Here is a 13,826-nt window from a genome sequence, read left to right as displayed (position 1 = left end):
TACGGGATGTCTGATTCCCGAAGCCACCGGACGGACGCTCTGGCCATTCCGTCGGTAGCCTACGACCACGGTGCCACCATGCGGGCCTGGGAGAACCTGCTCAGCGGGGCGGGTGAGCCACGAGCCCCGGGCGTGCGGCCCGAGATCCTCGCCTCGTGGCAGCGCTGTCGCAGGGTCGGCACCGACGCGCGAGCGGGCGAGGCGCCTCTGCAGGCCTGCGAGACGCAGGTGCGCGAGCGGCTGGCGCGCTCGCAGGAACTGCTCGAGGCGGCCACCGATACGCTGGATCAGCTCGGTCGGCTGCTCGAGGGGGCGGGCGCGATGCTCCTGCTCTGCGATGCCGAGAGCGTGGTGATCCGGGCGATCGGCGACGCGCGCACGCGCGACCTCGGGCGCGAGATCAATCTCGAGGTGGGCGGCAACTGGGACGAGGCGGCCATCGGCACCAACGGCATCGGCACGGCGATCCGCGAGGGGCGGCCGACCTTCGTTCATGCCTCGGAGCATTTCTGTGCGGGCATCAAGGGCTGGACCTGTGCGGCAGCCCCGATCCGCGACCCGTTCGGCTTCGGCACGGTCGGGGCCATCGACCTCTCGGGCGGGCCGGGCATCTTCCGTCCGCACAACCTCGCCCTTGTGGCCGCCGCCGCGCGCGACATCGAGGCGCGGCTTGCCGAGCGGCACCGGCAGGAGCGTGAGCGGCTGCTCGAGGCCTTCATCGACACCGGCGCCGGGCGCGGGACCGAGGACGGGGTGGTGATCCTCGACCGGATGGGGCGCGTCGTCTTCAGCCGCAACACGCCGCCCGAGGCGCGCGACCGGGGCGTGGCGCTCCGGCTGGGTCAGACGCTGGTCGACCTCGGCCGCCATTCGAGCGACAGCCAGATCGCAGCGGCGCTGCCGCCGATGCTGCGCCCCTCCGGCATCAGCCGGCTCGTGCTCGACGGCGAGCAGAGGGGCACGGTCCTGCATCTGCCGCGCGTGCCCGGCGGTCCCATGGCGCCGCCGAAACCTGCCGTCGCGGGCCGGATCCCGCCGCGCGCGGGCACCGCCGAGGCGCCACTGCCGATCATTGGCCGCTCCGACGCGTTTCTCGAGGCCCTCGACCTCGCACGGCGCGCGGCCGAGGCCGGCGCCTCGATCCTCATTCAGGGCGAGACCGGCACCGGAAAGGAGCTGTTCGCGCGGCTGATCCATGCCTCTTTCGTCGAACGTCGTGCGGAGGCACCCTTCATCACGATGAACTGCGGGGCAATCTCGGTCGAACTCGTGGCCTCGGAGCTCTTCGGTCATGTGGCCGGCGCCTTCACCGGCGCCATGCGCGACGGGCGGCCGGGCAAGTTCGAGCTTGCCCACGGCGGCGTGCTCTGCCTCGACGAGATCGGGGAGATGCCGCTCGACATCCAGCCCTATCTGTTGCGCGTCCTGGAACAGCGCGCGATCTACCGCGTGGGCGACAGCCGGCGGCGGCCGGTCGATGTGCAGGTGGTGGCGATGACCAACCGGGACCTGATGGAGGACGTGGCGGCCGGGACCTTCCGGCGCGACCTCTACTACCGGATCAGCACCGTGACGATCGAGGTTCCGCCGCTGCGCGCGCGGAAGGGCGACGTGCCTCTGCTCGTCGCGCATTTCAACGCGGCGGCCGCGAAGCGGATGCGCACCGAACCGCTCGTCTTCGCAGACGAGGCGATGGCGCTGATGGAGGGATGGGACTGGCCGGGCAATGTGCGCGAATTGCGCAACCTCTGTGACCGGCTGCATGTCTTCGTGCGCGGTCGGGAGGTGCGGGCCGCTGACCTGCCCGAGCCGATGCGGCGGGGGCCGGCCCAGCCCGCGACCGAGGTCAGCCTGGACGAGGTGGAGGAAGCCGCGATCCGCCGCGCCTTCGCGAGCGCCGAGGGCAACGTGACCCGGGTGGCCGCGATCCTCGGGATCTCACGGCCCACCCTCTACCGCAAGATGCGCCACTACGGCATCCGCAGGATCTACGACTGACTGAGAAGGTGCACGGCCGCTGCTGACGGAGAAGAAGCGCGGCCGCTGCTGGCTGAGTTGGGGCGGGGCCGCTGCCCCGCGCCAGCGCCAGCGGCAGCATGGGCCTCGGGCCGCCCCTTCTGTGCAGTCCCCCGAGGCGCGTGACCGGGCGAGCCGGCCCGAGGAGCGGCGACCTTGTGCAGCATCTGCTTCTGTCAGCGGCGGCCCGGATCGGCGGGCGAGGGGCGGCCGGAGCCGCCCCATCGGGTCATTTCACCGCTTCGGCCAGCTTCTCGACCGCCTTCGGCTTCGCGGGCGCTGCACCCGGAACGATCACGCCGCGGCCGGCGAACCTGCGGTTCTTGAAGTCGTCGATCGCGGTGTTGATGTCGTCGAGCGCAAACTCGGTCTGGTGCATCTTCACCTTGCCGTCCGCGTTCAGCTCCATCAGCTCGACCAATTCGGTGTAGTCGCCGACGAGGCTGCCGCCGATCCGGATCTCGCGGGCCACGAGCTCGAGCGTGGGGATCTCGATCGTGCCGCCGTAGCCCACCATGATCAGGTCGCCGCCGTTCTTCAGCAGCTTCCAGCACAGGTTCTCGACCCCGAGTTCGCCCACGAAGTCGATCACCACCTTCGCGCCGCCACCGGTGATCTGCCGCACCTCCTCGATGATGTCGGGCCCACCCGAGAGCACCTTGTCCGCGCCCAGTTCCTTCGCCAGCACCTGCGCGCCCGGCTCGCGGTCGACCGCGATGGTCCGGCAGCCTGCCATCTCGTTGAGAACCTGAAGGGCGATGTGGCCAAGCCCGCCCACGCCCAGGATCAGCGCCCAGTCGCCGGGATTGAGGAGCTTCGCCGCCCGCTTGGCCGCGCGATAGGCGGTGATCCCCGCATCGGCCATGGGGGCGACCGAGAGCGGCGTGATCCCGGTGTTCAGCTTGATCAGCGACCGTTCGGAGGTCTTGAAGTACTCCGCGAAGCCGCCATCCAGCCCCAGCCCCGGAAAAAGGTTGTTCTGGCAGTGCATGTCGTGGCCGTGCCGGCAGTTGAGGCAGATCCCGCAGGTGCGGAGCGGATGGCAGATCACCGCGTCGCCGGGCTTGACCGAGGTCACGGCCGAGCCCACGTCCTCGACCCAGCCTGCGTTCTCGTGCCCCATGATGTAGGGCAGGAGGTTGCCGCCCGTGTCCATGATGTCCTTCCACACGCCCTCGATGATGTGGAGGTCGGTGCGGCAGAGTCCCGCCGCGCCCACCTTCACGATGACTTCGTCGGCCCGGTCAATGGTAGGGGCGGGAACCTCCTCGATCTTCAGCCGGACGTTCATCGCCGGGTCGTATTCGTATAGCCGTGCAGCCTTCATCGCATCCTCCTCTGGGATCGTCTCGCATCGATCGCCCGCCGGGGGAGCACCGGCGGGCGCGGGGGCCTCAGGGACGGCCGAGCCGCTCGGCCCCGCCGCCGAGCGCCGGGCCCTCGGTCGGATCCTCCACCTCGTCGAAATGGCCGACGAGCGTCTCGGTCGTCAGGATCAGCGTCGCGACCGATGCGGCATTGGCGAGGGCTGCGGTGGTCACGCGCACCGGGTCGATGATGCCTGCCCCGATCATGTCGCGGTGCTGGCCTGTGGCTGCGTCGAAGCCCGTGCCGGACTCGGCCTCGGTCACTGCCTTGACGACCGCATTCGGGTCGCTGCCGCGGTTCAGCGCGATCCGCGCCAGCGGCCGGCTGAGGACCGAGCGCACCAGCCGCACGCCTTCCGCCACGTCGCCCGAAAGCCCGGTGAGCGTGTCGAGAACCGGCGCCACCTGCGCCAGCGCCGTGCCGCCGCCGGGCACGACTCCCTCCTCGGCCGCGGCGCGGACGGCGTTCAGCGCATCCTCGACCAGCTGGATCGTGCGCTTCTGCTCGACCGGCGTCACGCCGCCGGCATGGATCACCGCCGTGCCGCCGGAGAGCTTCGCCAGCCGCTCGCGCAGCTTGTCCTGCTCGATGTTCGGCGGGGCGGCGTCGTACTGGCGCTGGACCTGCGCCCGGCGGGCCGAGATGGTGGCGGGATCGCCCTCGCCGCGCAGGATCGTGGTGTGGCTCGCGCTTGTCACCACGCGCGCGGCGGCACCGAGCTGCGCGCGCGTCACCGCCTCGATCCGGTGGCCGAGGTCGCGCGCCAGCACCGAGCCGCCGGTGAGGATGGCGAGATCGTCCATCATCGCGCGCCGCCAGTGGCCGTATTCCGGGGGATGGACCACGAGATAGCGCTCGGGCGCGGGCGCCTCGAGAAGCGAGATCACCACCTCGGGCGAGACTTCCTCGGCGATGACGAGGAGCGGCCGGCCTTCCTCCTTCGCGATGCCCCGCGCCGCGGCGAGCGCGCCGGGATCGCGGATCTTCTGGTCGGTCATCAGGATCAGCGGCCGGTCGAGCACGGCTTCCATGCTCTCGGTGTCGGTCACCATGTGATGCGAGAGATAGCCGCGGTCGAAGGACATGCCCTCGATCACCTCGAGGGTCGTCTCGACGGTGACGCCGTATTCGGTGGTGATGACGCCGCTGGTGCCCACGCGGGCATGAGCCTCGGCCACCAGCGCGCCAAGCGCCTCGTCGGTGGCTGCGATGCGGGCCACGGCCGAGAGGATCGCCGCGTCGTCATGCGCGGGCCGGGCGGTTTCCTTCAGCGCGGCCACCACGCGGCCCACGGCGAGTTCGATCCCTCGGCAGAGATCCACGGGCTTCGCGCCCTTCTCGGCCAGGATAACTCCCTGCTGGATCATCGCGTTGGCCAGAACGATGGCGGTGGTGGTGCCGTCGCCCGCGACCTCGTTGGTCTGCATCGAGACCTCGCGGACGACCTGCGCGCCCATGTTCTCGAAGCGGTCCGGCAGTTCGATCTCGGAGGCGATCGAGACGCCGTCGCGGGTGACGAGCGGCGTGCCCACGGGGCGGTCGATCATCGCATTCATGCCCTTGGGGCCGAGCGTCGGCTCGACCGCCGCGGCAAGGCGGGCAACGCCGCGGGCGAGGGCCTTCCGGGCGTCGTGGTTGTGAAGCATCTTTTTCGGCATGTCTTCCTCCCTGCGCCGCCGCCGGGGCGGGGCGTTCCTGCATTTGGTTGGCGCGCCGCCCTTCGGCGGCTGGCTCTGGCGTCAGTGGCCACCGCGGGTGCGGTGCGAAGCGACCGGCCGGCATCCCGGCCGGCGCCGGTCAGAAGCGGTTCGCGACAGGCTCGCGCGGGGGCACGCGGCCAAGGATGAAGTCGATCAGCTCCGGTTCCTCCGGGGTCACTTCGGGCGCGTCGCGGTAGCGCGCGGCCTGCAGGCCGCGGCAGAGCGCGCCGTTGAACTCCATGTTGATCCGGACCGAGCGCAGGCGCGCCATGTGGCGCGGCAGCGTCGCGGGCGTCAGCGGATCACCCTCCCAGGTCACGAAGGCCGGGTCCTGCGGCTCGACCGCACGCAGCGTGTCGCGCAGGATCGTCCGGTAGCGCGGCAGTTCGACCGCCCCGCTGCCGCCGGCGAAGCGCAGCCGGTCGAGATCGCCCAGCGTCATGGCGCAGACCTCCTCCTCGGGCAGGCGCCGCTCGCGCAGCGCGAGCAGCACCGCCTCCTGCCGGCGCTGGAAGGCCTTCTCCTCGAACTTGGCACGAAGCTCGGCCAGATCGCCGCCCTCTTCCTCGGCAAAGACCTCGCCGAAGGTCAGGCCCTCGTTCACGCCGCGGTTCACCTTGTCGGCGAAGAGGTGGTCGAGCAGCCGCACCCGGACCTGCGCGACCCAGGGCAGGGCTGCCACCTCACGGCGGATGCCCTCGGCCATGAGGAAGGCGAAATTGGGCGAGCACCAGTAGGTCGGCAGGCGGAAGTCCACCTCCACCCGGTCGCGCAGGACCGCAAGGCGCTCGACGAAGCCGAGATCCGTGACCGGCTCGTCGAGTTCGGGGTCCGCCACGCGGGCGAGGCGGGCCCAGACCTGGGCCCCCTTTCCGGTTGTCGGCACCTGCATGGGCCTACTCCGCCGCGATCAGGACCGGATGGTCCGCAAAGTCGCGCCGCTTGGCGTCCACGTCGATGCCGTAGATGCGCGCCGCGTTCAGCCCGAGGATCTTCTCCTTGATCTCGTCGGTGAGCTGCACCCCCCGTTCGGCCGCGATGTCCTCGGGGATCTGGAAGTTCCAGAACCGGTCGACCAGCCACTGCGGCGTCCAGATCGCATAGTCCGAGCCGAAGAGGATCTTGTCCGGACCGAGCCAGAACAGAAGTTCGGAAATGACCTCGGCAAAGTAGCGCGGCCGCGTATGGATGAAGGGCAGCGCCACGGCGAGTCCGCCGTAGACGTTGGTCTCCTGCACGGCGATCCAGCAGAAGTCGTCGAGCCGCGGCAGGCCGCAATGTTCCACGATCCAGTTCAGGCCCTGGAAATCCGTCGCGGCATCGTCCACGTCGCCCACCGAGAAGGCGTCCTTCGACAGCGGGATGATGGTCGGACCCTTGTGGACGTGCATGTTGCGGATGCCGAGCTTCTCGCAGAGCTCGAAGCACTTGTAGGCGGCAGGGTCGGTGAGCTTCCAGCCGCGGCTGTCGCCGTGCCATTCGGCGGTGTAGAGCTTCACGCCCTGGATGTCGTGCGTCTCCTTCATGTAGTGGATGTATTCCAGCGCCTTCTCGCCGTCGCGCGGGTCGAAGGCCCCGTTCACGATGAAGCGGCCCGGATTGCGCGACGCCATTTTCGTCGCCCGTTCGATGCAGCCGAAGCCGGTCTTGTAGAAGTCGCCGAGCACGGTCGTCTGGATGATCGCCATGTCGTCCGGCCCGTCCACGAACAGGTCGCGATAAATGTCGTCCTCGGAGTACTTTTCGAACCGGGACTTCTCCCAGACCTCTTCCTTCGGGCTCAATGCCGAATGATAGGCGTAGAAGCAGTCGATGAACTGCTTGCCGTGGATATTGGCCTGGTTCTCGGGGCTGCCGTCCCAGAAATGGGTATGCGCATCCACGATGAAGATCTCGCGGCCATCGGCGGTTCTGTACATGTCTTCCTCCCTGTCATCTCGATGGGGCAGGGCGGACCCGGAGGCCCGCCCCGGGTCGGTCAGATGTATTCGAAGACCTCGTCCATGTTTCCGAACAGGATCACGGTATTGTCGTCCACCCGCACCATGCGGCCGTAGTGGGTCGAGGTGTTCACCTCGAACATCTCGGCCGTCATGTCCTTGCCGAGGAACTCGCTGATCTCGTCCATCTTGAAGATCAGCTTGCCCTCGCCGTCGATGCGGATCAGCGCGGGGTTGTAGGTGACGGTCACGGCCGGATCCTGGTCCATGAACTCGGCGATGGCGCGGGCCTCGACCGAGTCGTTCATGGTGACCCCGCACTGGTGCGAGATGGTCTGTTCGAAGGTGATGTCCTTCATCGACTTGAAGATGTTGGACTTGCTGCTGTCGCGGGCTGCGATCGACATGTCTGGTCTCCTTAGCGGGAAAGGCCGAGTTCGCCGAGAATGTGGTCCACCCGCTCATGCGAGACGGCGCGGACATCCTCGAAGCTGACGGGTTTCGAGTGGGGCTGCGACCAGATCGGCTGGAGCGCCGCCGCGGCCCTGTCGGCCAGAGCTGTGTGCTTGCCGATCCAGGTCTGGAAGAGCGCCCGGTTGGCCTCGGCATGCTCGTTGTCGCTGACCAGCAGATACATCAGGTCGATGGTATTCGCGAGGTTGCGCTCGTAATCGGCCTCGGCCGCCGAGATCACCGGAGGCGTGATGAAGTCGTTGTTGGCCGCCGCAGCCTGCATCAGGAAGCCCGAGCGGAAGAGCTCGCCCACCAGCGGCTCGAAGATCAGGTTGATCGCGAAATACTGCTCGAGGTAGTCCTCGGTCCCCATGATCGTCTCGACCGCCTCGCGGCAGGGCTGCCAGACCGGATCCTCGAGCCAGGCGCGCTTGCCGGCCTCGTCGTCCCAGCCCTCGATGTCCATGCCGATCTCGGCCAGATAGAGCGTGATGTCCTGCGCGAGCCGCATCTTGTAGGAGGCGTTGGTCAGCGTCGCGTTGTTGATCATCTGGGTGTAGCCGTAGCGCTGCGCCTGCATCAGCGAGGTGCCGAGCCCGAATTCCGCGTGCTTCCAGGCGCCCAGATGGGTCTGGAGGATCTTGACCCAGGCACGGTCGAAGGCGCGGGGCGCGCCGGCCTTGCGGGCATTCGCGATCACCGACTGCACCATGGTCTCGATCTTCGACTGGCGCTGGTAATGCGTCCGCTCCCACTCCTGATCAGGCGCCCGGAAGGCATGCCAGTTCGAGCTGCGGGCATGGGTGTTGTCCTTGGTGTAGGCACCCTTGCCGTTCGAGAAGCTGATGATCCAGTCCTGAATCAGGTAGCGCTCGGGATCGGGCTGGACGTCACAGGTGACGTCCTCGTAATGCGTCGCCCGCTTGCCGCGCGGCTCGAAGTAGTTGTAGCGCCGGCTGGCAGAGCCCGCGAAGATCGCCGCTCCTGCCGCGCCGGAGCCCACGGAACTCGAAAGTGCTGGCATTGGTCGTCCTCCCTGGTGAAATGGCCGGCGTCAGTGTCCCGATGCGCCGGAGGTGGTGGTGAAGCGGTCGAAGAAGATGCGATCGCTGTCGAAATCGAGCATGAAGAGCACGGGCTGCAGCGCGTCGATCATCGGCGGCGGCCCGCAGGCATAGACGTCGCCCTGGCCCTCGATCCCCTCCTCGCGCAGGATGCGAGAGACCGCCTCGTGGACGAAGCCGCGCTCGCCCTCCCAGCCGCAATCCACGGCGGCATGGGACAGGACCGGGATGAACCGGACCGAGGGATGGGCCTCGGTGAGGGCCGCGATCTCATCCAGATGGAACAGGTCCTCGGGCGTGCGGGCGCCGTAGAAGAAGAGCACCTCTCGGTCCTCGCCCGAGGCCAGGTGATCGTGCAGGATCGACCAGACCGGCGACATGCCTGATCCCGCGCCGACGAGGATCACCGGTCCTTCGCGTCCTTCGCGCCGGAAGCACATCCCGTAGGGCCCGGTGACGGAGACGGAGGCTCCGAGCCGGATCCCGCCGCTGTCGAGCTGGTTTGAGAACTTTCCGTCGGGGTACTTCTTGATGATGAAGCGCAGTTTCTGGGTTTCGCCCGGCGGATTTGCCATGGAGAACGACCGCGTAATCGTCTCCCCTTCTTCGGTGGTGACGGTGATGTCGACATACTGTCCGGCCCAGAATTTCAGGGGGGCGTCGATCTCGATCTCGACGCCGCGGATGTCGTGGGTGAGGGCGCCGAAGCCGGTGATGCGGCCAGCAAAGGTTCTCACCGGGATCGACTTGGACAGGACCTCCTCGTCATAGTTCAGAAGGTCGATGGTCAGGTCGTCGAGCACCATCGTGCGGCACATCAGGATGTGGCCGCTCTCGCGCTCGGAATCGTTCAGCGCGAAGGTGGAATACTTCAGCAGATCGACCTCGCCCTCGACGAGGACGCATTTGCAGGCCGAGCACTGGCCCTCCTTGCAGCCGTGCGGCAGCGCGATGCCCTGCCGGAAGGCCGCCTCGAGCACGGTCTCGTCCTCGCGCACCTCGAATTCCACGCCGACCGGCTCGAGCCGCACGGTGTGGGTCTCGACCGCGGTCTCGGTTTGCTTGGCTGCGGTATGAACGCCCATTCGGTTCGGCCTCCCTGCCGTCCGTTCGTGCCGTCTGGAAGGGGGCCGTCGCCGGCCCCCCGGGTCTTGGTCAGTGGCAGGTGTTGATCGTGAAGCCCGCGCGGTAGTCGGCGATGTGCTGCTCGCGCGCCTCGGGGCTCATCTCGCGCAGGAGCGTGAGCGGCGAGAGCAGCGTGTGACCACGCACGTCGTCGAGCGTCCACATGTCCTTGTCGTCGAAGCGCAGGTGCGGCTGCGGGGTCAGCGTCTTGCCGTCGTCGCGGACGAAGTTCAGGTCCTTGATCGCGTCGGCGAGATCCCAGCCGTGATACAGCGTCTCCCACTCGCGCTTGCCCGAGAAGCGGCCCATCGCGGGGGTCGGCCGGCCCTGGTATTCGTCGGCGAAGGCCTCGACGGCGGTCCAGCGGTCCAGTTCATGCGCGAAGGTGTGCAGCTGGCCGTCGATCTCGTCCACCACCATGTCCTCGCGGATCAGGCAGGGCACGAGGCAGGACCAGCAGCGGTGCGGGTAGACGTAGCCCACTTCCTCGTTGAAGGTGATGACCTTCTGGCCGGGCTTCGAGAGCTTCGCATACCATTTCCAGAACTCGCCGAATTCGGCGTACCAGCCGGGGTACTTCGCCTCGAACCACTCGAAGTCCTTGTCGGTCTGGGCCTCGATCCGCCAGAAGTTCACCGGCCAGCCCACCGCGAAGAACTGGGCGACCTTGTGGACGTAGTGCTTCTTGGTGATCCGGTTCCACGCCTCGTGCACGTCGTCGTGGTGCACCTTGATGCCGTATTTCTCCAGCGGCAGCATGTAGGTGCGGTAGTAGTCCTCGAAGATCCAGCGGTGCCACATCTCCGCGTAGGATTCCTTGTCCTTGTCGCGGTTCGTGGTGCCGTATTCGATGAAGGTGCCGATGGCGGCATCGACGATCGCGTGGTTCTGCCAGAAGGCGTAGCGCAGGTCACGCTCGAGCAGCAGGTGGTTCTCGGGCTCCTTCAGCGCGGCCATCAAGAGCGAGTGGCCGTTGCCGATGTGGCGGCTTTCATCCGATTGAACGGAAAGGAAGACCGTCGGCAGGGCGTAGTCGCCGTTGCGCGCGGCCTCCGACGGCATGGCAACGAAGAGCGTGTTGGTGAACGCCGTTTCCGCGACCACCGTCAGATACATGCAGGCCGCCGTCATCGTGTCGCCGGTGATGAAGCCCTCGCCGAACTGTCGGCCGATGGTGGTCGCGTAGCACTTGCCGAAGGCTTCCTCGGTGATGTCGAAGCCCGCCGGGTCGATGTAGTTCTCCATGTACCACTTCTTCAGGTTCATCTGGATCGTGGAGTGGCGGAACTCGTCGACCATCTGCATGGTGAAGCCGGTGCGCAGGTCCTCGCCGGGGGCAAGGCGCGCGACCATCGCCATCGAGCGGGCGGCCGAGATCTCGGGGAAGGGGATGATGGCGAGGAAGAGCTTCATCCACTCGACCCAGCGCGGCTCGACGTTGCGGAACATGTCTCCGCGCAGTGCCGCATCCAGCGCGCCATAGACGCGGTTGTCCTTCTCTTCCTGCATCGGGAAGTAGGAGCGCAGCACCTGCTTCATCGGATCGCGCGGCGCCTTGGCGATCTTGTAGTCGGTGGGGAAGGTCGCCGCCTCCTGGACGTAGGTCGGATTCCAGCCGAGATCGGAGATCTTCTTCGTCGCCTCGCCGACAGAGATGCCGCGTTGCGAGGTGATCTTGTTCAGCGTCAAAGACGTCATGCCATGAGCCTCCATGTGTGGCGCGGGCGGATGGCCCGCGGGCTTGCGGCCCTTGCGGGGCCGCCTTGTCTCTCGGATCACGGCAAAGGTTCGGGGGCCTGCCATGCCGCCCGCGCCATGCGGGGCGGCGTCTCCTCCCATCCTTCGTTCTTCTGCCACCGGAGGACCGGCGGACGGTTATGCAGGGATAGGAGGCACGAGCGGTGCCAGCGGCGACCAGTGCAGGCGAAAATCCCGCCGAACAGCAGGGCGACACGGCACAACCGCCTGCCACGCTTCGACAAAAAAGTTTGTAGAAGAGTCAGCTTTTGTCGCCGCCTTCCTGCCCCCGGTTTTCAGGCAGACCGTTCGGCAGGCAGCTTTCGTTACAGCTGTAACGGCTGACCTGTCTCAGCGTTACAGGTGGCGAACACCTCTGGCCGATTCGCGAGGTGTGGCGACGGTTTCCGCACCGCCGCGCGAATGCTGCGCCTGCGCCCGTAACGGCTTGAAACGCCTGTAACGGAGCGCCGTAACGGCTTGGGACAATGCCCGGCGGCAAGACCGAAAAAAGATGCTTTGCATATGCATTTTCAGGCCGTCCGCCGCTCGGATCCTGTCCCGCTGCTGCTAGGATCGAGGTCCGCACCGACAACGGAGGCGAGACATGTCCGGTTCCCGCGATCTGCCGCTAGACCCTCCCGCCGCGCCGCGCCTCGTGGCCGAGCGCGTGCTCTCGCGCGCGCCGCAGGACCTCATCTTCGTCATGCGCTTCCTCGGCGAGAGCCAGGACATCCTGCAGGCCCATTTCCGCGCCTTCCTGACCGAGCGGCTCGCCGCCGCCGGCGCGACGCCGGACGAGCATCCGCTGCTGCCCTTCTTCATCGACAGCCATGCCTCCGAGCTGCGCGACTTCGTCTTTACCGGCGTGTCGCTGGCGCGCCAGTTCCGCCTGCGCGAGATCGAGGAACTGACGGGCGATGCCGAGGCGACCATGCGCATCGACGTCTGGGACGCGATCGCAAGCCACATCGAGATGGCGGAAGCGCGTTTTGCCGAGGGGATCGGCGCGGTCGTCGAGCGGCTGCAGGCAGAGGAAAGCGCCGTCCGCGCCGCGGGCCGGAGGCGGAAATGACGGCGCTTGCGGAACGGTTGGCGCTCGTGGGCGAGCTGTCGCAACTCATCTCCGAGCGGCAGCGGATCGCGGCGCGGCTGTCGGGCCTCGAGATCGAGGCCGCGGCCGGAGATGCCGGGGCAGAGGCACGGGCAGCCACCGCCGAGGAGGAACTGCGGACCTGCGACGGGCAACTCGAGCGGCTGGAAGAGCGGCTGGCCGAACTGGACCGGTCCATGGCGGCGGATGCGCCGCGCAAAGAGGAGGAGAGGCGATGAACCAGACGCTTGCGCTGACGCCGTTCGAACTGATGGCCCGGCAGTGGCAGCGCCCCGCCGCCGTGGTGCGGGTGCTCTTCGAGCCGGGGGGGCGGGCGGTGGCCTTCCGCGATGCCGCGGGTGGGCTCGCGGTTGCTCCACTCGCCGATGCCGAGGATACGCCGTCACGCCTCAGGCTCGAGCTGGACAGCGGGCGCATGATCATCCGGCCCCGGAAGAGCGAGCCTGCTCCGCTCTCGGAGGTGCCGCTCGCCGTGGATATCGTGGAGGGCGGCACTGCGGCTGGATGGCTCGTTGCCGACAGCGCGGGCGGGCTTCATCGGATCACGCCCCGCGGCCAGCACCTGCGCCTTCGGGCGGGCGAGGGGACGGTCGTGGCACTCGCCGCGCGCGCGGATGCCATCGCTCTTCTTCAGGACGACGAAATCAGGCTGATCGGCCCGGACGGCGAGATGCGCGAGAGCATGCCGCTCGCATCCGCCCGAGGCCTTGCGTGGCAAGGCGATCGGCTCTTCGTGACCGATGCGGAGGGGCTGCTCGTCGGCTCGGGAGAGGACTGGCTGCGCATTCCGCTTGCCTCGCCCGAAGACGCGCCGGTGCCCGATCCTTCCGGCCGCTGGGCTGCCGGGGCAACAGCGGACGGGGGGCTCTGGCTTGCAGACCTGACCGAAGGCCGTGTCGCGCATCTTGCGGATTTTCCGATGAAGCCCGGCTCCATGGGCTTCACGGCCGGCGGCAGGGCGCTGGTCGCCTCGGGCGCCTATCGTCTCGTCGCCTGGGATCTGTCGCGTCCACCCTTCGGGCAGGATCGCTCGGGCGCGCTGCGCAGCGGGCGCACCGAACTCGTTGCCGTCACGGCCGTGGCGGTCCATCCGACGCGCGATCTGGTGGCGGTCGGGCGCGCCAATGGCGGGCTCTCCATCGCGCGTCCCGGCGAGCCCGAGGAGATGGTCCTGCGTCCGGCCGACGGCGACGCGATCCTGGCACTCGGCTGGTCGGCGGACGGGCGCCATGTCGCCCTGGGCAGCCAGAACGGCGTGGCCGCGCTGCTCGATCTTCCCGCCCAGCTCTTCAAGTGAGGCCATTTCCCG

General features: G+C 68.0%; 12 protein-coding genes. 4 read left to right on the top strand and 8 right to left on the bottom strand.

The window, feature by feature from the left end; translation table 11 throughout:
* Positions 1-6: 6 nt before the first annotated feature.
* Entirely contained in the window at positions 7-1,998 is a 1,992-nt protein-coding gene (locus ACTVZP_RS08410) for a sigma-54-dependent Fis family transcriptional regulator (RefSeq protein WP_443211696.1), read from the top strand.
* A 247-nt stretch (positions 1,999-2,245) separates the two neighbouring features.
* On the opposite strand, the gene ACTVZP_RS08405 is transcribed toward ACTVZP_RS08410, so the two are convergent.
* From ACTVZP_RS08405 to ACTVZP_RS08370, 8 genes are all read right to left on the bottom strand, one after another.
* Positions 2,246-3,343: an NAD(P)-dependent alcohol dehydrogenase gene (locus tag ACTVZP_RS08405; RefSeq protein ID WP_443211695.1), complete on the bottom strand. Its 1,098-nt coding sequence runs from the start codon at positions 3,341-3,343 to the stop codon at positions 2,246-2,248.
* Positions 3,344-3,410: 67 nt separating this feature from the next.
* Positions 3,411-5,042 (bottom strand): molecular chaperone GroEL, encoded by a 1,632-nt coding sequence (locus ACTVZP_RS08400; RefSeq protein WP_443211694.1) that lies wholly within the window; start codon positions 5,040-5,042, stop codon positions 3,411-3,413.
* A gap of 139 nt (positions 5,043-5,181) precedes the next feature.
* Entirely contained in the window at positions 5,182-5,976 is a 795-nt protein-coding gene (locus ACTVZP_RS08395; protein ID WP_443211693.1) for an iron-sulfur cluster assembly protein, read from the bottom strand.
* 4 nt (positions 5,977-5,980) lie between these two features.
* Complete coding sequence (locus ACTVZP_RS08390) at positions 5,981-7,003, bottom strand: amidohydrolase family protein (RefSeq protein WP_443211692.1); 1,023 nt, start codon at positions 7,001-7,003, stop codon at positions 5,981-5,983.
* A gap of 59 nt (positions 7,004-7,062) precedes the next feature.
* Entirely contained in the window at positions 7,063-7,431 is a 369-nt protein-coding gene (locus tag ACTVZP_RS08385; protein ID WP_443211691.1) for an MmoB/DmpM family protein, read from the bottom strand.
* A gap of 11 nt (positions 7,432-7,442) precedes the next feature.
* Positions 7,443-8,501: an aromatic/alkene monooxygenase hydroxylase subunit beta gene (locus ACTVZP_RS08380; protein ID WP_443211690.1), complete on the bottom strand. Its 1,059-nt coding sequence runs from the start codon at positions 8,499-8,501 to the stop codon at positions 7,443-7,445.
* 30 nt (positions 8,502-8,531) lie between these two features.
* Positions 8,532-9,626, bottom strand: a complete 1,095-nt coding sequence (locus ACTVZP_RS08375) for an NADH:ubiquinone reductase (Na(+)-transporting) subunit F (RefSeq protein ID WP_443211689.1) — start codon at positions 9,624-9,626, stop codon at positions 8,532-8,534.
* 70 nt (positions 9,627-9,696) lie between these two features.
* On the bottom strand, positions 9,697-11,364 hold the full coding sequence (locus ACTVZP_RS08370; RefSeq protein WP_443211688.1) for an aromatic/alkene/methane monooxygenase hydroxylase/oxygenase subunit alpha: 1,668 nt from the start codon (positions 11,362-11,364) through the stop codon (positions 9,697-9,699).
* Positions 11,365-12,010: 646 nt separating this feature from the next.
* Between ACTVZP_RS08370 and ACTVZP_RS08365 the strand changes: the two genes are divergently transcribed.
* The 3 genes from ACTVZP_RS08365 to ACTVZP_RS08355 are packed head-to-tail and all read left to right on the top strand — an operon-like array spanning position 12,011 to position 13,814.
* Positions 12,011-12,478, top strand: a complete 468-nt coding sequence (locus tag ACTVZP_RS08365; protein ID WP_443211687.1) for a hypothetical protein — start codon at positions 12,011-12,013, stop codon at positions 12,476-12,478.
* The gene (locus ACTVZP_RS08360) at positions 12,475-12,735 is read left to right on the top strand and encodes a hypothetical protein (RefSeq protein WP_443211686.1); all 261 of its coding nucleotides are present in this window, start codon (positions 12,475-12,477) and stop codon (positions 12,733-12,735) included. The genes ACTVZP_RS08365 and ACTVZP_RS08360 overlap by 4 nt, the downstream gene beginning before the upstream one ends.
* Positions 12,732-13,814, top strand: a complete 1,083-nt coding sequence (locus ACTVZP_RS08355; RefSeq protein WP_443211685.1) for a WD40 repeat domain-containing protein — start codon at positions 12,732-12,734, stop codon at positions 13,812-13,814. Before ACTVZP_RS08360 ends, ACTVZP_RS08355 begins: the two co-directional genes overlap by 4 nt.
* Positions 13,815-13,826 lie beyond the last annotated feature (12 nt).

This window comes from Rhodobacter sp. NSM (assembly GCF_052244495.1).
GTDB lineage: Bacteria > Pseudomonadota > Alphaproteobacteria > Rhodobacterales > Rhodobacteraceae > Cereibacter_A.
The sequence above is the reverse complement of the archived record's forward strand: the minus strand, read 5'-3'. Positions and strand labels throughout refer to the sequence as shown.